This window comes from Methylobacterium carpenticola (assembly GCF_042748905.1).
GTDB lineage: Bacteria > Pseudomonadota > Alphaproteobacteria > Rhizobiales > Beijerinckiaceae > Methylobacterium > Methylobacterium carpenticola.
In genome coordinates this window covers 4,702,215-4,721,078 of sequence record NZ_JBHZEO010000001.1, presented here as the reverse complement: position 1 = coordinate 4,721,078, position 18,864 = coordinate 4,702,215, and the positions used below count along the sequence as shown (strand labels likewise).

16 protein-coding genes and 1 other RNA gene are annotated in these 18,864 nt (G+C 71.5%); 12 read left to right on the top strand and 5 right to left on the bottom strand.

Features of this window, described 5'->3' with window-relative positions; translation table 11 throughout:
- Window positions 1-191: 191 nt before the first annotated feature.
- Complete coding sequence (locus tag ACE101_RS21910; RefSeq protein ID WP_379134041.1) at window positions 192-2,534, bottom strand: PAS domain-containing sensor histidine kinase; 2,343 nt, start codon at window positions 2,532-2,534, stop codon at window positions 192-194.
- Window positions 2,535-2,714: 180 nt separating this feature from the next.
- Window positions 2,715-5,399: an aminopeptidase N gene (gene pepN, locus ACE101_RS21905; RefSeq protein ID WP_379134038.1), complete on the bottom strand. Its 2,685-nt coding sequence runs from the start codon at window positions 5,397-5,399 to the stop codon at window positions 2,715-2,717.
- A gap of 143 nt (window positions 5,400-5,542) precedes the next feature.
- On the opposite strand from pepN, the gene ACE101_RS21900 reads away from it, so the two are divergent.
- Together ACE101_RS21900 and ACE101_RS21895 are read left to right on the top strand one after the other, a co-directional pair.
- The gene (locus tag ACE101_RS21900; RefSeq protein ID WP_379134035.1) at window positions 5,543-5,983 is read left to right on the top strand and encodes a VOC family protein; all 441 of its coding nucleotides are present in this window, start codon (window positions 5,543-5,545) and stop codon (window positions 5,981-5,983) included.
- A gap of 93 nt (window positions 5,984-6,076) precedes the next feature.
- Window positions 6,077-7,162, top strand: a complete 1,086-nt coding sequence (locus tag ACE101_RS21895; protein ID WP_379134032.1) for a calcium:cation antiporter — start codon at window positions 6,077-6,079, stop codon at window positions 7,160-7,162.
- Between the two features lie 125 nt (window positions 7,163-7,287).
- Here ACE101_RS21895 and ACE101_RS21890 read toward each other — a convergent pair whose 3' ends face one another.
- Window positions 7,288-7,458: a hypothetical protein gene (locus tag ACE101_RS21890; protein ID WP_379134030.1), complete on the bottom strand. Its 171-nt coding sequence runs from the start codon at window positions 7,456-7,458 to the stop codon at window positions 7,288-7,290.
- Between the two features lie 121 nt (window positions 7,459-7,579).
- Here ACE101_RS21890 and rnpB point away from each other — a divergent pair.
- The 7 genes from rnpB (at window position 7,580) to mraY (ending at window position 15,775) form a co-directional block, all read left to right on the top strand.
- An RNA gene (gene rnpB, locus ACE101_RS21885) (RNase P RNA component class A) lies at window positions 7,580-7,991 on the top strand.
- A 390-nt stretch (window positions 7,992-8,381) separates the two neighbouring features.
- Window positions 8,382-9,392, top strand: a complete 1,011-nt coding sequence (gene rsmH / locus ACE101_RS21880) for a 16S rRNA (cytosine(1402)-N(4))-methyltransferase RsmH (RefSeq protein WP_379134027.1) — start codon at window positions 8,382-8,384, stop codon at window positions 9,390-9,392.
- On the top strand, window positions 9,389-9,850 hold the full coding sequence (ftsL, locus tag ACE101_RS21875; RefSeq protein WP_379134024.1) for a cell division protein FtsL: 462 nt from the start codon (window positions 9,389-9,391) through the stop codon (window positions 9,848-9,850). The genes rsmH and ftsL overlap by 4 nt, the downstream gene beginning before the upstream one ends.
- A gap of 8 nt (window positions 9,851-9,858) precedes the next feature.
- Window positions 9,859-11,649: a peptidoglycan D,D-transpeptidase FtsI family protein gene (locus ACE101_RS21870; RefSeq protein WP_379134022.1), complete on the top strand. Its 1,791-nt coding sequence runs from the start codon at window positions 9,859-9,861 to the stop codon at window positions 11,647-11,649.
- A complete protein-coding gene (locus tag ACE101_RS21865; RefSeq protein WP_379134020.1) occupies window positions 11,646-13,109 on the top strand; it encodes a UDP-N-acetylmuramoyl-L-alanyl-D-glutamate--2,6-diaminopimelate ligase in 1,464 nt (487 codons plus the stop codon). The genes ACE101_RS21870 and ACE101_RS21865 overlap by 4 nt, the downstream gene beginning before the upstream one ends.
- Window positions 13,106-14,599 carry a UDP-N-acetylmuramoylalanyl-D-glutamyl-2,6-diaminopimelate--D-alanyl-D-alanine ligase gene (locus tag ACE101_RS21860; RefSeq protein ID WP_379134018.1) on the top strand — a complete coding sequence of 498 codons (1,494 nt, stop codon included), beginning with the start codon at window positions 13,106-13,108 and terminating at the stop codon, window positions 14,597-14,599. Before ACE101_RS21865 ends, ACE101_RS21860 begins: the two co-directional genes overlap by 4 nt.
- 90 nt (window positions 14,600-14,689) lie before the next feature.
- Window positions 14,690-15,775, top strand: coding sequence for a phospho-N-acetylmuramoyl-pentapeptide-transferase (gene mraY, locus ACE101_RS21855; RefSeq protein WP_379134015.1), 1,086 nt, complete (start codon window positions 14,690-14,692; stop codon window positions 15,773-15,775).
- Window positions 15,776-15,838: 63 nt separating this feature from the next.
- Here the strand turns inward: mraY and hslU are convergent, their stop codons facing one another.
- Window positions 15,839-17,152, bottom strand: coding sequence for an ATP-dependent protease ATPase subunit HslU (gene hslU, locus ACE101_RS21850; RefSeq protein WP_379134013.1), 1,314 nt, complete (start codon window positions 17,150-17,152; stop codon window positions 15,839-15,841).
- Window positions 17,153-17,212: 60 nt separating this feature from the next.
- Complete coding sequence (gene hslV, locus ACE101_RS21845) at window positions 17,213-17,743, bottom strand: ATP-dependent protease subunit HslV (protein WP_060849237.1); 531 nt, start codon at window positions 17,741-17,743, stop codon at window positions 17,213-17,215.
- A 195-nt stretch (window positions 17,744-17,938) separates the two neighbouring features.
- On the opposite strand from hslV, the gene ACE101_RS21840 reads away from it, so the two are divergent.
- From ACE101_RS21840 to ACE101_RS21830, 3 genes are all read left to right on the top strand, one after another.
- Entirely contained in the window at window positions 17,939-18,088 is a 150-nt protein-coding gene (locus ACE101_RS21840; RefSeq protein WP_379134010.1) for a hypothetical protein, read from the top strand.
- Window positions 18,089-18,177: 89 nt separating this feature from the next.
- Entirely contained in the window at window positions 18,178-18,318 is a 141-nt protein-coding gene (locus tag ACE101_RS21835; RefSeq protein WP_379134008.1) for a hypothetical protein, read from the top strand.
- Between the two features lie 4 nt (window positions 18,319-18,322).
- On the top strand, window positions 18,323-18,823 hold the full coding sequence (locus tag ACE101_RS21830; RefSeq protein WP_379134006.1) for a P-loop nucleotide/nucleoside kinase family protein: 501 nt from the start codon (window positions 18,323-18,325) through the stop codon (window positions 18,821-18,823).
- Window positions 18,824-18,864: the final 41 nt, after the last annotated feature.

The window sequence follows — 18,864 nt, the reverse complement described above, 5'->3', positions numbered from 1 at the left end:
GCCATGGGCATTCGGTGCCCGAGGAAGCGCGATGTCGGCAGGGACGGCCGATCACCGGCGTGATGCGATGATCGCGGCGAGGGCCTGCGCTCGGAACGCGCCGGTCGCGACGCGGAACGTGGCCGATTTCGCGGGTTGCGGCGTTCGCTTGATCGATCCCTGGGACGCGGCGCCCTGAGCGGGCCGCTGCTTCAGGCGTCCGCCGTCTCCAGCACCGCCGCGCGCGGCCACGGCAGCGCCGCAGAGCCTCCTTCGCCGCGCGGGGGCGTGTCCGCCCGCACCTGCTGCGGCTGGGGCAGGCGCACGAGTACGATCGTCCCGACCCCGACTTCCGAGCGGATGCGCAGCCGCCCGCCATGCAGTTCCGTGAGCGAGCGCGAGATCGCGAGGCCGAGGCCGGAGCCCTTGAAGCTGCGCGAGAGGTTGCTCTCGACCTGCTCGAAGGGTGCGCCGAGCTTCGGCAGCACCGCCTTCGGGATGCCGATGCCGCTGTCCTCCACGAAGATGTGGACCGCGTCGAGGGAGCGCCGGGTGCGCACCGCGACCCGGCCCGCCTCGGGCGTGAACTTCACGGCGTTCTGCAAGAGGTTCACCAGGATCTGGTGCAGGGCGCGCTCGTCGGCCAGCACCACCGCGTCGGCGTTCATCTCGACGCTGAGCGTCAGGCCCTTCGCCCGGGCCGGCTCGGCGATGAGCTTGAGGGCGCGCTCCAGCGCCACCGCCACCGGCACCGGCTGCTTCACCAGGGTCAGCCGGCGCGCCTCGATGCGCGACATGTCGAGGATGTCGTCGATCACCGAGAGCAGGTACTGGCCGCTGGAGCGGATGTCGCTGCAATATTCGCGGTACTTCTCCGAGCCGAGCTGCCCGAAGACCTCGTCCTGCATCACCTCGGCGAAGCCCAGGATGGCGTTGAGCGGGGTGCGCAGCTCGTGGCTCATATTGGCCAGGAATTCGGACTTGGAGCGGTTGGCGCTCTCGGCCTGGGCCTTCTGGTCGAGGTAGCGCTCGGCGAGATCGGCGAGCTGCTGCGTCTGGAGTTCGAGGGTGCGCCGCGAGCGCTTCAGGTCGGCGATGGTGGCGATGAGCTGGCGCTCGGATTCGACGAGACGTTCCTGGTGGCGCTTGAGGGTGGTGATGTCGGTGCCGACCGAGACGTAGCCGCCGTCCTTGGTGCGCCGCTCGCTGATCTGCAGCCAGCGGCCGTCCGCGAGTTCGGCCTCGAAGGTGCGCGCCCCCGTCTCGGCGAGATCGGTGTTCGGGATCTCCCGGCGCACCGTCGGCACGGCGGCCCGGCCCATGATCGTATCGTAGCGCCGGCCCGGCAAAGCCTCCTCGGGGGTGAGGGCGTGCAGGCGGCGGAACTTCGAGTTGCACAGGACGAGCCGGTTCTGCGCGTCCCAGAGCACGAAGGCCTCCGACACCGCCTCCACCGCGTCGCGCAGGCGCATGTCGGCGGTGGCGGTCGATTCCGCGAGGCGGCGCTGCTCGGAGATGTCGATGACGATGCCGACGAGGTGGCGTCCGCCGTCGTCGGGGTCGCGCACGATCTCCGCCCGCGCCTTCAGCCAGATCCACTCGCCGCCCGCGCTGCGGATGCGGAACTCGTGGTCGACGGTGGCGTCCTGGGCGGCGAGCTGGCTCGCGAGTCCGTAGAGGTCGGTGTCGTCGGGATGGACCAGCGCGTTGACGTCGCCGAAGGACAGGAACTCGTGCTCCCGGACGTAGCCGAGGAGCTGGTACATCGAGTCCGACCAGTAGATCCGCCCGCGGGCGATGTCCCAGTCCCACAGGCCGCAGCGGCCGCGGCAGAGGGCGGTGTCCAGGCGCTGGCGCACCTGCTCGCAGACGCGGTCCACCGTGCGGGCCCGGTCCGCCTGGAGCGTGTAGGCGAGCCCGACGCAGATGATGACGAGGGTGGCGGTGCCGATCACCACCGCCTCGGTGCGGGCGCGGCTCTGCCAGGCGGCCGTGACCGTGTCGAGGGGCTGCACCACCACCACCTGCCCGCGGCCGGAGGGCAGGGCGCGCAAGGTCGCGAGGGCCGGCACGCCGTCGAGCGTCACGCTCATCACGCCGGCCCGCTCGCCCAGGATCAGGAGCGGTTGCGCATCGTCGAGATGGCTCGCGAGCCGGCGGCCGGACGGGAGAGGGCGCGGCAGCGAGGCGGCGATGAGGTCGTCCGGCCCGATCAGGTGGACCTCGCGCCCCGCCACGAGGGCGGAGGCCGGGACCGCGCCGTCGAGGCGCAGCTCCGCCTCGGGGGGGACGGCCGAGAGGCTCGTCGCGGCGAGCCGGGCCAGGAGGTCGATCTCGCGCCCTGCATCGGCCACCGCGTCGCGGCGCTGGCCGAGGAGCTGGGTCGCCGTGATGGCGAAGAGGGAGATCAGGAAGAGGCCGAGGATCGCGGGGATCGCGAAGCGGAGCCAGGATTCCGCGCGCGCCAACCGCTGGTGAGCCGGGGTGATGGCTCGTGCGATGCCGAGGATCGTGGCCGCACGCGCAGCGAGTGGGGCGGGATCCGCCTCCAACATGCTCTCTCCCCTCACACGCCCGGATGGTGCGGCCCGGCCGCTTGCGCGCGGCCGAATCGTTCATCCTTGTGACATTTCCACAGCTGATTTGTCCAGCTTTCCGCTGCGATGCGAGGAGGGTTAAACTCTCGTTAAATCATCGTGCCGCTACGGGCGCCGAATCGGGATTGATGCAATACCTCAAGCGGTTATGTGGTGGCGGGCGGGCGCGAGCGAACGATTGGCGATGTCGCCGACATCCGGCGACAGGCCCGGCATGGCCGCGATCCTCCGCAGGCGCGCCTCGGCGAGCGCCCGGCGGCCCGGCTCCAGCATCCGCCAGGTATTGAAAGCGGTGAGCAGACGTGCCGCAACCTGGGGGTTGCGCGAGTCGAGATCGAGCACCGTCTCGGCGAGGAGATCGTAGCCGGCGCCGTCCGGCCGGTGGAACTGCGTCGGGTTGTTGAGGCTGAAGCTGCCGATCAGCGCCCGCACCCGGTTGGGGTTGGCGGCCGAGAAGCCCGCGTGGCGCATCAGCCCGCGCACCCGCGCCTCCGTCCCCTCCTCGGGGATCAGCGCCTGGAGGGCGAACCACTTGTCGAGCACCAGGGGCTCGCCGCGATAGGCCTCGCCGAAGGCCGCGAGCGCCCGCTCGCGCGCCGCGCCCGGCAGGAGGGTGAGCACCGCGAGCGCCGCGAGCCGGTCGGTCATGTTGTCCGCCGCCTCGCATTGCGCCTCGGCGAGGCGCGTGCCGAGGTCGGGATCGGCCGCGGCGATCAGGTCGAGGGCGGCGTTGCGCAGGGCCCGCCGCCCGGCGCTCGCGGCATCGGGGCTGAACGGGCTGCCCGCCGGCGCGGCGAGCGCGTCGCGCAGGGCGAGGAGCCGGTCTCGGAGCAGGCGGCCGAGATGGGCGCGCAGGGTCCAGCGGGCGCGGTGGATCGCGTCGGGATCGACGTTGGCGCCGATCTCCTGGGCCACCTCCTGGTCGGCCGGGATCGTCAGAACCAGGGCCGCGAAGGCCGGGTCGCGCAACGCCTCGGCGTCGAGGAAACTGCCGAGCGCCCCGGCGAGGGCCTCCCCATCCGGCCCGGCCTCGGTGCCGAGCGGGGCGCCGCCGCGCGTCCGTGCCGTGAGGATGCCGAGGGCGAGGTTCTGCGCCGCCTGCCAACGGTTGAACGGATCGCTGTCATGGGCGAGCAGCGCGAGGCGCTGCCCCGTATCGAGGGAATGGGCCACCTTCACGGGTGCCGAGAAGCCCCGGAACAGCGACGGCACCGGCTCGGCCTCGACGTCGGTGAAGACGAGGCGGTCGCTCTCCTCCTCCAGCACGAAGACGCCGTCCCGCACCCGGTCGGACCGCGCCGCGAGGATGCCGCCCGCCCGGTCGACGAGGCCGAGGGCGATCGGGATGACGAGGGGCTGGGGCGCGCCCCCGCCCGTCGCCTCGGTGGCGACCGTCGGCAGGCTCTGGTGGAAGTCGAGGCTGTAGCTGCGCTGATGGGGGTCGTAGCGTCCGGAGACGGAGACGGTCGGCGTCCCGGCCTGCGCGTACCAGCGGGCGAAGGCCGCGAGATCCCGGCCGCTCACCTCCGCGAAGGCGGCGAGGAAATCCTCCACCGTCGCCGCGGTGCCGTCGCAGCGGCTGAAGTAGAGGTCCATGCCCGCCCGGAAGGTCTCCGGGCCGAGCAGGGTGCGCAGCATGCGGACGATCTCGGCGCCCTTCTCGTAGACCGTCGCCGTGTAGAAGTTGTTGATCTCCCGGTAGGCCTGCGGCCGGACCGGATGGGCGAGCGGCCCCGCATCCTCCGGGAACTGGCGGGCGCGCAGCGTGCGCACCTCGGCGATGCGGTGCACCGGCCGCGAGCGCTCGTCGGACGAGAATTCCTGATCGCGGAAGACCGTCAGGCCCTCCTTCAGGCAGAGCTGGAACCAGTCGCGGCAGGTGACGCGGTTGCCCGACCAGTTGTGGAAGTACTCGTGGGCGATGATCGCCTCGATGTTGGCGTAGTCCGCGTCCGTCGCGGTGTCCGGGCTCGCCAGCACGTACTTGTCGTTGAAGATGTTGAGGCCCTTGTTCTCCATCGCGCCCATGTTGAAGTCGGACACGGCGACGACGTTGAAGACGTCGAGGTCGTAGGCACGGCCGAAGACGCGTTCGTCCCAGGCCATGGAGCGGATCACCGCGTCGAGGGCGTAGGGCGCGCGCGCCTCCTTGCCCGGCTCGACATAGACCGCGACCTCGACCGCCCGGCCCTCCATGGTGGTGAAGGGGGCGGCAATCCGCCCGAGCCGCCCGCCCACCAGGGCGAACAGATAGGCGGGCTTGGGGTGCGGATCGTGCCAGATCGCGTAGTGGCGTCCCGGCCCGGCCTCGCCGGCCTCCACCGGGTTGCCGTTGCCGAGCAGCACCGGCGCCTCGTCGCGGTCGGCCTCGATGCGGGTGGTGTAGACCGCGAGCACGTCCGGCCGGTCGAGAAAGTAGGTGATGCGCCGGAAACCGTCCGCCTCGCACTGCGTGCAGTAGACGCCGTTCGAGCGGTAGAGCCCCATCAGCTTGGTGTTGGCGCTCGGGTTCACCTGCGTCTCGACGGAGAGCACGAAGGGGCGCTGGGGCGGCTGGTGCAGGGTGAGGCCGCGGGGCGTCGCGTCGAGGGCGCCCGGGGCGGTCGGCTGGCCGTCGAGGGAGACGGCGAGCAGCGCGAGGTCGTCGCCGTCGAGGACGAGGGGGGCGCCGGGCTCGCCCTTCGGGTTCGGCCGCAGCGCCAGGGTCGCGGTGATCCGGGTCTCGGTCGGGTGCAGGCGCACGTCGAGATCGACCCGGTCGATCAGGTAGTCGCTCGGCCGGTAGTCGGCGAGGCGGACGATCGGCGGGGTCTCGGTGCGCATGGGACGGATGGGCTCCTCGGCGGCGTTGCCTGCCCACTTGTAGCCGGCGCGCGACCGGGCGCAACGCGCCGCGCGGCCTCATTCGCGTTGACCCGGTCGGGACCCGTGCCAGATATGGCCCCGTCATTCAGGAGCCCCCGACGATGGAATACCTGCACACGATGGTCCGGGTCGCGGACCTCGACCGCGCCCTCGACTTCTACTGCGGCAAGTTCGGCCTGCAGGAGGTGCGCCGCGTGGAGAACGAGAAGGGCCGCTTCACCCTGGTCTTCCTCGCTGCTCCGGGCGACGTCGCCCGCGCCAAGGACAGCAAGTCGCCGCTGCTCGAGCTGACCTACAATTGGGACCCGGAGGAGTATACCGGCGGGCGCAATTTCGGACATCTCGCTTATCAGGTCGACGACATCTACGAGACCTGCGCCAAGCTGAAGGAGGCTGGCGTGACCATCAATCGCCCGCCGCGGGATGGTCACATGGCCTTCATCCGTTCTCCCGATGGGATCTCGATCGAGATCCTGCAGAAGGGCGGATCCAAGCCGCCGCAGGAGCCCTGGGCCTCGATGCCGAACACCGGCACGTGGTAGCCGCCTCCGCGGCGCCCTCCGGGGCGCCGCGGAAATCGTGAGGATCGGGATGAGCGTTCCGTCGGTGCGGAGCGCCGCGAGAGAGGATGAACGATGCAGGTGCCGCAGAACGGGATGCCGTGGTGGGCGTGGGTCTGGCCTGCCGCGGCTTGGCTGATTCTCGGCGCCGCTCTCCTCATGGAGCCGCCGGCCCTGCTGCTCGCGGCGGCCGGAATCGTGCTCGTGGCGACGGTGTTCGCGGCGGTGTTCCACGCCGAGGTCGTCGCCCACCGGGTGGGGGAGCCGTTCGGCACGCTGGTGCTGGCGCTCTCCGTCACGGTGATCGAGACCGCGCTCATCGTCTCGGTGATGATCGCGGGGGGGCCTGAGAAGGCGGGACTCGCCCGCGACACGGTCTTCGCGGCCGTGATGATCATCTGCAACGGCCTCGTCGGGCTGTGTCTGCTCGCGGGCGGCGTGCGCCATCGCGAGCAGGGCTTCCAGCTCCAGGGCGCGCTCGCCGCCCTCGCCGTGCTCGCCGCCCTCGTCACGCTGACGCTCGTCCTGCCGAACTTCGTGAACACCGCCGGGCCGGTCTTCACGGTGCCCCAGCTCCTCTTCGCCGGGGCCGCCTCCCTGGTTCTCTACGGGGCCTTCGTCTTCGTGCAGACCATCCGCCACCGGGACTACTTCCTGCCGGAAGGGGGCGGACAGAGCGAGGACGACCACGCGCCGCCGCCGTCCGCCCGGGTCGCCCTGGCCAGCTTCGGCCTGCTGCTGGCCTGCCTCGTCGCGGTGGTCGGGCTGGCCAAGGCCCTCAACCCGACCCTGGAGCACGGCATCGCCGTCCTCGGCGTGCCGAAGACCGTGGCCGGCATCGTGATCGCCGCCCTCGTGCTGATGCCCGAGGGCTTGGCCGCCCTGCGCGCGGCCCGCTCCGACCGGCTCCAGACCAGCATGAACCTCGCCCTCGGCTCGGCCCTGGCGACGATCGGGCTGACCATCCCGGCGGTGTCCCTCGTCTCCGTCGTGATCGGGCAGCCCCTCGCCCTCGGGCTCGGGCCGAAGGATCAGGTGCTCCTGGCGCTGACGTTGCTCGTCGCGGTGATCACGCTCGGCACGGGGCGCACGACGGTGCTCCAGGGCATCGTGCACCTCGTGATCTTCGCCTCGTTCCTGTTCTTCGCCCTGATGCCGTGACCGGGCGGGGCGCCTTCGCCCGGCTTGGCATCCCGCCTGACGCGGTCACCGTTTCGGCCGCGGCGACCGCGGAAACCAGGGGGCTCGGCAGAACTGCCCCGCACGATTCCGCCGGGGAGCGGCTCTCAGGCCTTCGCGGTCGGGGTGATGCCGAGTTCGGCGAGCTTGGCGTGGATCGCCGCGACGGATCGCTTGAGCTTCAGGCTCATCACCGAGGGCGCCACGCCCTCGCGGGCCATGGTCCTGAGCTGCTGCACGGTCTCCAGCGTCCAGCCGGCCTCGACGGTCTCGCTCATGGGTTGCCTCCGTTCTGCACGGCCGCGGCTCGCGGCGGCCTTAGCCGCGAGAGTTAGGAGCGGGACTGCGGACCGGCAACCCGACTTGACGCCGCCGCCGCCGCGTCGCACATCGCGCCCATCAGCCGGCCGGGCGGCCGCTCCGCCGTCAGGCGGGGAGGAAAGTCCGGGCTCCATGGAGAGACGGTGCCGGATAACGTCCGGCGGGGGCGACCCCAGGGACAGTGCCACAGAGAGCAGACCACCGCGGGCCCCTCGGGGCCCTGCGGCCAGGGTGAAAGGGTGCGGTAAGAGCGCACCGCGGACGCGGCAACGCGGACGGCACGGCAAACCCCACCGGGAGCAAAACCGAATAGGGGCGACACGGGCGGGCCTCCGGGACCGCGCAGGGCTCCTCTCCAGCCTCGTCGCCCGGGTTGGTTGCTCGAGGCGGTCGGCAACGGCCGTCCCAGAGGAATGGCCGCCACGTCCGGGGGGATCCTTGCGGATCCCGTCGGGCCTTACAGAACCCGGCTTACAGGCCGGCTGATCCCTCTTCGGCGGCTCCGCCGAAAGTCCGGGTCCGCCCCGTGCGGGCCGGACCGGCGGCGAAAACCGCAAGCCTTCGTTAACGTTGCTGACGTCTGATCGCCACTAGGCGACGTGGCTGTCCCGCCGGGCCGCGTTGACGCTTCCGGAGGCCCATGATAGCCCAGCCCAACTCATTGATGGCGCATCGTAAACCGGCGCCGGGATCCTGCCTCGGCAGTGCTCGGCCCGGTGCGTCCTATGTTGGGGTGCGGGCCGGCGCGCGGCCGCACCGGATGCGGCTGCCAGTCGCGCAGCCCCTGAACCATGCGGAGCATCATGGAGCGTCACGCGTGCGATCGCGCTGCCACCGCGAGGCGGCGCCCCTGTCGGCCGAAGCCAGCCGGAGATGCGCCGTGAGCGAGACGCCGCCCCACATCCCGGTCCTCCTGGCCGAGGTCCGTGCCGCCCTGCGCCTCGGCGCGGGCGTGGTGGTCGACGGCACCTTCGGGGCCGGCGGCTACACCCGCGCCATCCTGGCGGCGGGGCCGGAGCAGCGCGTGATCGCCATCGACCGCGATCCCAGCGCCATCGCGGCGGGCCGCGGGCTCGCGGCCGAGATGGAGGGGCGCCTGACCCTGATCCAGGGCCGCTTCGGCGACCTCGACCGGCTGGTGCGGGACGCGGGCGTCGCGGCGGTCGACGGCGTCGTGCTCGATGTCGGCGTGTCCTCCATGCAGCTCGACCGGGCGGAGCGGGGCTTCTCCTTCCGCCACGACGGTCCCCTCGACATGCGCATGGAATGCGAGGGGGAGAGCGCCGCCGACCTCGTCAACGAGGCGCCGGAGGCCGACCTCGCCGACATCATCTACCATTACGGCGAGGAGCGCCGGGCGCGGGCGGTGGCCCGGGCCATCCTGGAGGCGCGCCGCCGCGAGCGCATCGCCACCACGGCGGCCCTGGCGGAGATCGTCGCCAGTGTGGTCCGGGCGGAGCCGGGCAGCGGCATCCATCCGGCGACCCGGACCTTCCAGGCCCTGCGCATCGCGGTCAACGACGAGCTCGGCGAGCTCCAGCGCGCCCTGCACGCGGCCGAGCGCATCCTGCGCCCCGGCGGCCGGCTCGCCGTGGTGACCTTCCACTCGCTGGAGGATCGGATCGTCAAGCAGTTCTTCTCGGCCCGCAGCGGCCGCGCGGTCTCGGCCTCCCGGCACCTGCCGATGGCGGAGAAGCCGGCGCCGAAGGTCTTCACCCTGGTCACCAAGGGGCCGGTCGGCCCGGGCGAGGCGGAGGCCGCCGCCAATCCGCGCGCGCGGTCGGCCAAGCTGCGCGCGGGCGAGCGCACCGACGCGCCGGCGCCCGAGCCCCTGACGGTGCTCGAAGCGCTCGCAGCACTTCCCGCCCGCGAGCGCGGAGGCCGCCGGTGATCCGCCTGCTCCACCTCCTCGCCATCGCGGGCCTGATCGCCTCGGCCGTCTACGCCTACTCGATCAAGTACGACACGCTCTACCAAGCCGAGCAGGTCGCCAAGCTGAAGAGCCGCCTGCGCCGCGAGCGCGAGGCCACCGCTGTGCTGCGCGCCGAGTGGCAGCTCCTCACCCGGCCGGACCGCCTGCAGGCGGCCGTCGACAAGTATCTCCAGCTCGAACCGATCGGGACCGAGCATCTCGGGCGGCTCGCCGACCTTCCGGCCAAGGCCGACCGCGGCGACGAGATCGCCCGCAAGCTCGAATCCCTCGGGCTCCTCGCGACGGCGACGCCGACCGGCAAGGAGCGCCCGGCCGCGACCACGAACCGGAGCGCCGAGGAGCCGCGCACCACCGGCTCGACCTCCGCGTCCCGCTCCCCCCGCACGTCCACCCGCACCCCGACGGCGACGAGGTAGGCTTCACCGTGTCCGAGCATCCCGACCATGCCCAGCCGGAGCCCGCGCCCGAGGCCCCGGCGCGTCAGGCCCTGATCGTGACCATCCTGCGCGCGATGTTCCGCTTCGCCATCGAGCGCAGCGCCGCGCGGGTGGGCCTCGTCGGCCTCGTCTTCACGGCGGTGTTCTGCGTGATCACCGGCCGGCTCATCCAGCAGGCGGCCTTCCCGGAGGAGCCGAGCAGCTCGGCCCAGCGGGTCGCCGCCGCCGCCGCGACCGCGATCCGCCCCGACATCGTCGACCGCAACGGCGAGATCCTGGCCACCGACATCCGCACGGTCTCGCTCTTCGCCGAGCCGCGCAACATCTACGACAAGGACGAGGCGGTCGAACTCCTCACCGCCGTCCTGCCGCAGCTCAACGCCCGCGAGCTGCGCGAGAAGCTCAGCACCAAGAAGGGCTTCGTCTGGGTCAAGCGCGAACTCACGCCCAAGCAGCAGGCCGAGATCCACCGGCTCGGCATCCCGGGCATCGGCTTCCTGCCCGACCACAAGCGCGTCTATCCGAACGGCGTCGCGGCCGCCCACGTGCTCGGCTTCTCCAACCTCGACAATGTCGGCATCGCCGGCATGGAGAAGTACATCGACAAGACGGGCCTGAAGGACCTCAACAACCTCGGCTTCATCGAGAAGTCGGCGGACCTCTCGCCGGTCCAGCTCTCCATCGACCTGCGCGCCCAGCACGCGGTGCGCGACGAACTGGCCTGGGGCATGGGCCATTACCGCGCCAAGGCCGCGGCGGCGATGATCCTCGACGTGAATACCGGCGAGGTGATCGCGCTCGCCTCGCTGCCCGACTTCGACCCGAACGAGCCCGCCGACGCCCTCAATCCCGACCGCATCAACCGCATGAATGTCGGCGTCTACGAGATGGGCTCGACCTTCAAGGCGATGACGCTGGCCATGGCCCTCGAATCGGGCAAGTTCAACGTCAACTCGACCTTCGACACCCGCGGCGGCGTGCTGCACTGGGGCCGCCAGAAGATCCACGAGTATCACGGCACCAACCGGGTCATCACGATGCCGGAGGTGTTCACGCATTCCTCCAACATCGGCTCGGCCAAGATGGCGCTCGGGGTCGGTGTGCCCGGCCACAAGGCCTTCCTGAAGAAGATGGGCCTGCTCGACCGCCTGCGCACCGAACTGCCGGAGAGCGCCGAGCCGATCATCCCGCCGCGCTGGACCGAGATCAACACCATCACCATCGCCTTCGGCCACGGCCTCGCGGTGGCGCCGATCCAGGCCGCCTCGGCGGTCGCGGCGATCACCAATGGCGGCTTCCTGATCACGCCGACCTTCCTGAAGCGCGACGAGGCCGCCGCCCGCGAGAAGGCGACCCCGGTCCTGTCGCCGCAGACCAGCGAGGCGATGCGGTTTATCATGCGGCTCAACGCCACCGAGGGCTCGGCCAAGAAGGCGGCCATCCCGTACTACTTCGTCGGTGGCAAGACCGGCACCGCCGAGAAGGTGATTGGCGGGCGCTACGTGAAGAACCGCCTGTTCACGACCTTCATGGCTGCCGCCCCGATGGACAAGCCCAAATACCTGTTCGTGACCATCATGGACGAGCCGCAGGCGGTGGCGGCGGAATCCGGCTCCTACGCCACCGCGGCCTGGAACTCGGGCGTGGTCACGGGCCGCATCATCGCCCGGACGGCGCCGATCCTCGGCCTGCCGCCGCAATTCGAACCGCCGGCCAAGCCCTTCCCGCTGATGGTGAAGCTCGGCGCCTACCACGCCAACGAGGTCGGCGGACGATGAGCGCGGCCACACTCGGCACCCTGTTCCCCGAGGCCGCGGGCGCGGCCGCGGGGATCGCCGTCGCCGGCCTCACCGCCGACAGCCGGCGGGTCGCCCCCGGCTTCGTGTTCGTGGCGGTGCCGGGGACGCGGGCGGACGGGCGCAGCTTCGCTGCGGCCGCGGCGGCGGCCGGCGCCGTCGCCATGGCGGCCGAGGGACCCCGCCCGGAGGCCCTGCCCGAGGGTGTCGTCTATCTGCCCGTGCCCGATGCCCGCCGCGCGCTCGCGCTCGCGGCCTCGCGCTTCTCCCCGCGCCAGCCGGAGAGCATCGTCGCGGTCACCGGCACCAACGGCAAGAGTTCGGTGGCGGATTTCGTCCGCCAGATCCTGGCCCGGCTCGGGACCCGCTCGGCGAGCCTCGGCACGCTCGGCGTCGTCACCGGGGACGGGGCCGCCTACGGCTCCCTCACCACCCCCGACCCGGTCACCCTGCACGAGACCCTCGACCGGCTGGCGGGCGACGGCATCGCGGCGCTCGCCATGGAGGCCTCCTCGCACGGGATCGAGCAGCGGCGCCTCGACGGCGTGCGCCTCGTCGCGGCGGGCTTCACCAATCTCGGCCACGACCACCTCGACTACCACCACACCGCCGAGGCCTATCTCGCCGCGAAGCTGCGCCTGTTCGACACCCTGCTGCCGCAGGACGCGCCCGCGATCGTCAACGCGGACGGGCCGATGGCGGAGCGCGTCGTGGCGGCCGTGCGGGCGAGGGGGCTGCCGCTCGTCACCACCGGCCGCGCCGGCGAGACCCTGCGGCTCACCGCCATCGAGACGCGCGGCTTCGCGCAGGCCCTGACGATCGAGGCGGAGGGCCGGGACTACCGCGTCGATTTGCCCCTCGTGGGCGGTTTCCAGGCGGAGAACGCCCTGGTGGCGGCCGCCCTCGTCCTGGCGACGCCCGCCGGGCGGGGCCGCCTGCCGGAGGTCGTCGCGGCCCTCGGACACCTCGCCGGCGTGCCGGGGCGGCTGGAGCGGGTCGCGACCCATGACGGCGCGCTCTGCGTCGTCGACTACGCGCACAAGCCCGATGCGCTCGCCGGCGTGCTCCAGGCCCTGCGCCCCTTCACCACCGGGCGCCTCGTCTGCGTGATGGGCTGCGGCGGCGACCGCGACCGGGCCAAGCGTCCGATGATGGGACGCATCGCGGTCGAGGGCGCCGACCGGGTCATCGTCACGGACGACAACCCGCGCAGCGAGGAGCCGGCGGCGATCCGGGCGGAGATCCTCGCCGCCGCCCCCGGCGCCGAGGAGATCGGCGACCGGGCGGAGGCGATCCGCAGCGCCGTGCGGGACCTGTCGCCCGGCGATGTCCTGCTCGTCGCAGGCAAAGGCCATGAAACCGGCCAGATCATCGGCAACCGCACGCTGCCGTTCTCGGACCGCGACGCGGTGCTGAGCGCGATCGAGGAGACGCGTGCATGACCGAGCCCCTCTGGACCCTCGCCGAGGTCCTGGCTGCCACCGGCGGCCGCTTGGCCGCCACGGGGGGCGGCACAACCGCCGCCGGCAGCGATGCCGCGGCCGCCCAGCCGCTCGCCGGCCTGTCGATCGACACGCGCACCCTCAAGGTCGGCGACCTGTTCTTCGCGATCCGTGGCGAGGCCCGCGACGGCCACGACTTCGTGCGCGACGCTCTGACCCGCGGGGCGGGGGCGGCCGTGGTCTCGCAGGACAGGGCGGCCGACCTCGCGGATGCGGGGCCGCTCGTCGTGGTGCCCGCGGTCGGGGACGATCCGGTGCTGGCCGCCATGCGGGCGCTCGCCGCGGCGGCTCGCGCGCGCAGCGCCGCGCGGGTGCTCGCGGTGACGGGCTCGGTCGGCAAGACCGGCACCAAGGAAGCCCTGCGCCACGTGCTGGCGGCGCAGGGGGCCACCCACGCCTCGGTCGCCTCCTACAACAACCATTGGGGCGTGCCCCTGACCCTCGGCCGGATGCCGGGGGCGAGCCGGTTCGGCGTCTTCGAGATCGGGATGAACCACGCGGGCGAGATCGTCCCGCTGACCCGTCTGGTGCGGCCCGAGATCGCCATCGTGACGACGGTCGAGCCGGTCCATATCGAGCATTTCCAGTCGCTCTCCGGCATCGCGGATGCCAAGGGCGAGATCTTCGCCGGCCTGGAGCCGGGGGGCGTCGCGATCGTCAACCGCGACAACCCGCATTTCGAGCGCCTCGGCGCCCACGCCCTCGCGTCGCGGGCGGGACGGATCGTGAGCTTCGGCGAGCACCCCGACGCCGATGTGCGGGCCGAGCGGATCCTGATGCGGCCCGACCTCTCGATCGTGGATGCCCGCGTGATGGGCATCCCCGTGACCTACCGGCTCGGCACCCCGGGCCGGCACACGGCGCTGAACTCGCTCGCCGTGATGGCGGCGGTGCACGCGCTCGGGGCCGACCTCGCGCTCGCGGCCCTGTCCCTGGCGCAGCTCCGGCCGCCGGTCGGCCGCGGCGAGCGCACGATGCTGCGTCTGCCCGGCGGCGAGGCGCTGCTCGTGGACGAGAGCTACAACGCCAACCCGGCCTCGGTGCGCGCCGCCCTCGCGACGCTCGCCGGGATCGAGATCCAGGGCCGCGGCCGGCGGATCGCCGTGCTCGGCGACATGCTGGAACTCGGCACCGAATCCCCCCGCCTGCACCGGGAGCTCGCCGCTGCGGTGGAGGAGCACGGCATCGACCTCGTCTTCGTGGCCGGGCCGATGATGGCCGAGCTGTTCGACGCGCTGCCCGCCGGCACACGGGGCGTCGCCGCGCCGACCTCGGCCGAGCTGCTCGACGCGGTGCTGGCCGAGATCCGCCCCGGCGACGCGCTGACGGTCAAGGGTTCGAACAGCACCCGCATGGGCCGCATTGTCGAGGCCCTCAAAGCCCGCTACGGGGGCGCCGCGGAATCCCTCGCGGCCGGACGACCGAGCTGAACGCTCGCGCCCCGGCCCGGCCGGAGCCCCCTTCACAGATGGCGCCGTCATCCCCGCCGGCGCTCACCTCACCATCGGGATGAGCCCGGGATGCTGTATCTCCTGTCGGAACTGAGCGGCGTGTTCTCGCCGTTCAACGTGTTTCGCTACATCACCTTCCGGACCGGCGGCGCGCTGTTCACCGCAGGCTTCTTCGTGTTCTGGTTCGGGCCCTGGATCATCTCGCTCCTGCGCCTGCGCCAGGGCAAGGGCCAGCCGATCCGCGAGGACGGGCCGCAGACGCACCTGCTCACCAAGCGCGGCACGCCGACCATGGGCGGGCTGATGATCCTGGCGGGGCTGCTCGTCGCCGTGTTCCTGTGGGCGAATCCGCGCAACAGCTACGTCTGGATCACCGTCGTGGTGACCCTCGGCTTCGGCGCCATCGGCTTCTACGACGACTATCTCAAGGTGACGAAGCAGAGCCACAAGGGCTTTTCCGGCAAGTTCCGGCTCGGCCTCGAGGCGATGATCGCGATCGCGGCCTGCGTGGCGGTGGCCGAGTACTCGGCGCCGGGCCTCGCCTACCGGCTCGCCTTCCCGGTCTTCAAGGACGCGATCATCAATCTCGGCGTGTTCTGGATCCTGTTCGCGAGCTTCGTGATCGTCGGCGCCGGCAACGCGGTGAACATCACGGACGGGCTCGACGGCCTCGCCATCGTGCCGGTGATGATCGCGGCGGCGACCTTCGGGATCATCGCCTATCTGGTCGGCAACGTGATCTACGCCTCGTACCTGCAGGTGAACTACGTGCCGGGCACGGGTGAGCTCGCAGTGGTCTGCGGGGCGTTGATCGGGGCCGGGCTCGGCTTCCTGTGGTTCAATGCGCCCCCGGCCCAGATCTTCATGGGCGATACCGGCTCGCTCGCGCTCGGCGGCCTTCTCGGCACCATCGCGGTGGCGACGAAGCACGAGATCGTTCTGGCGGTGGTGGGCGGCCTGTTCGTGCTGGAGATCGCCTCGGTGATCATCCAGGTCGCGTCCTTCAAGCTCACCGGCAAGCGCGTCTTCCGGATGGCGCCGATCCACCATCACTTCGAGCAGAAGGGCTGGAAGGAGCCGCAGGTGGTGATCCGGTTCTGGATCATCGCCGTGGTGCTGGCGCTCCTCGGCCTCGCGACGCTGAAGCTGCGCTGACAGCCGCATGGCCCTTCTCCCGCGCGGGGAGAGGGCCTTTGAGCCGCGATCCGCGGATGCCGGCTACAGGATGAACCGGCTCAGATCCGCGTTCTGCGCGAGGCTCTCGACCCGCGTGCGCACGTAATCGGCGTCGATCGTCACGCTCTCGCCGGAGCGGTCGGGGGCGGTGAACGAGATGTCGTCGAGCACCCGCTCCAGCACCGTCTGAAGGCGGCGCGCGCCGATGTTCTCGACCGAGGAATTCACCTCGACCGCGACCTTGGCCAGCGCGTCGACCGCGTCCTCCGTGAAGGTCACGCTCACGCCCTCGGTCGCCATCAGCGCCACGGCCTGCTTGAGGAGGCTCGCCTCGGTCTCGGTGAGGATGCGGCGGAAGTCGTCCACCGTGAGCGGGCTCAGCTCCACCCGGATCGGCAGCCGGCCCTGCAACTCGGGGAGCAGGTCGGAGGGCTTCGAGACGTGGAAGGCGCCGCTCGCGATGAACAGGATGTGGTCGGTCTTCACCGGCCCGTGCTTGGTCGCGACCGTGGTGCCCTCGATGAGCGGCAGCAGGTCGCGCTGCACGCCCTCGCGCGAGACATCGGCCCCGCCGCGGCCCTCCCGGGCGCAGATCTTGTCGACCTCGTCCAGGAACACGATGCCGTTGTCCTCGACCTCGCGGATCGCCTCCTGGACGATGCTGTCCTGGTCGAGGAGCTTGTCGGATTCCTCCGCCATCAGCGGCGCGTGGGCGTCCCGCACGGTGATGCGGCGCGGCTTGCCCTTCTGGCCGCCGAGCGCCTTGCCGAGCATATCGCCGAGGTTGATCGCTCCCATCGCGGCGCCGGGCATGCCCGGGATCTCGAACATCGGCAGGCCCGCCGGGCTCGATCCGGCGAGTTCGATCTCGACCTCCTTGTCGTCGAGTTCGCCCGCCCGCAGGCGGCGGCGGAAGCTGTCGCGGGTGGCCGGGCTCGCGGTCGGCCCGACCAGGGCATCGAGGATGCGGCCCTCGGCCGCGGCTTCCGCCTTCGCCTGGACCGAGCGGCGCTTCTCGTCGCGCTTGAGGCCGATGCCGACCTCCACGAGGTCGCGCACGATCTGCTCGACGTCGCGGCCGACATAGCCCACCTCGGTGAACTTGGTCGCCTCGACCTTCAGGAAGGGGGCGTTGGCGAGCCGGGCGAGGCGGCGGGAGATCTCGGTCTTGCCGCAGCCGGTCGGCCCGATCATCAGGATGTTCTTGGGTGCCACCTCCTCGCGCAGCGGGCCCTGGAGCTGCTGGCGGCGCCAGCGGTTGCGCAGGGCGATCGCGACCGCGCGCTTCGCGTCGGCCTGGCCCACGATGTAGCGGTCGAGTTCGGAGACGATTTCGCGGGGGGAGAAGGTGGTCATGGGGGATTTCTTCGAATTCTACGCAGGGTTCTCGCGGCCGGAGATGAAGGAGGCGGGCGGTCAGGCCGCGTCCAGGCTCTCGATCACCAGGCTGCCGTTGGTGTAGACGCAGATCTCGGCGGCGATCCGCATGGCGCGGCGCACGATCGCCTCGGCGTCGAGCTCCTGCTCCTCCAGCGCCCGGGCGGCAGCGAGCGCGTAGTTGCCGCCCGAGCCGATCGCCATCACGCCGCCCTCGGGCTCCAGCACGTCGCCGGCGCCCGACAGCAGCAGGCTCACGTCCTTGTCGGCGACCAGCATCATCGCCTCGAGGCGGCGCAGGTAGCGGTCGGTGCGCCAATCCTTGGTCAGCTCGACGCAGGCGCGGGTGAGCTGGCCCGGATACTGCTCGAGCTTGGCTTCCAGCCGCTCGAACAGCGTGAAGGCGTCGGCGGTGGCGCCGGCGAAGCCACCGATCACCGAACCCTTGGCGAGGCGCCGGACCTTGCGGGCGTTGCCCTTGACGATGGTCTGGCCGAGGCTGACCTGCCCGTCGCCCCCGATCACCACCCGGCCGCCCTTGCGCACCATCAGGATCGTCGTCGCATGCATGCGGGGGGCGCCCCCCGCGTCGTCGTTGGCCAAGGATGTCTCTCCGGGCAGGCTGTCGTGCTGCGGCGTAGGTGGGGGCTCGCGGCGCGTTCGTCCAGCGGGGGCAGCGCCCATAGCACTGGACCACCGTCATGACGTTGGGTCATATGCGAGCGCGAAGCGAGTCACCGCCTTCGCGCTCCCGCCGGATACCCGATGCCGAAGGGCGACCAGAAACATCGTGCCAAACGCTTCAACGAGGGAGCCAAGCTGCTTGCCTCGCTGTTCAACTCAATGGCCATCGCGGTGTTCGGGGCCGCCTTCGTGATCCCGATCACGCAGGGCCGCCACGGCGTGTTCGCCTGAGGCGGAGGACTTCTCCTCATCGCGGGCGTAAGCTTCCACCTCGCCGGTCAGGCGGTCCTTCGCTTCCTCCGAGCCGAAGATCGACATCGATGACCGTCACCGACGCATGGCAGATCCTCGGCGTGAGTGCCGTTCTCATCATCGGTGGCCTGCTCGCCCTCAAGGTCGCGTCAGACATCTATGACCGGACGACGCGGGAGATCGAGGAACGGCGGGCTGCCGGTGAATGAAGGTATGCTGATCGTGTTCGGCGGCCTGCCCGGAACGGGCAAGACGGCGATCTCCCGCGCCCTCGCGGCGGCCCATCTGCGCATCGACGTCATCGAGCAGGCGATCCGGGATTCGGGCGTGCCGGCGGACGCCGTAGGCGCGTCCGGCTACGCGGTGGCGCAGGCCCTCGCGGGGGCGAATCTCGCGGACGGGCGGATCGTCGTGGCCGATTGCGTTAACCCTAACACCGCCAGCCGCGAGGGGTGGCGGGACATGGCCGGCCGCGCCGGAGCGCGGTTGATCGAGGTCGAGGTGGTGTGCCCGGACCGCGAGGAGCACCGCCGCCGCGTCGAGGGACGGGTGTCGGACATTCCCGGTCTCGTCTTGCCCTCGTGGGAGGCGATCCTGCGCCTGGACTACGAGTCCTGGGACCGGCCGTGCCTCGTCATCGACAGCGCGACCTCATCGCCCTCGCAGGCGGTCGTCGCCGTGCTCGGGATCGTGGCGCAAGACCGGCTAGCCTGAGGCCCGCGCGCCGAACCATCCGTGCTGGCTTCCGTGGCGCA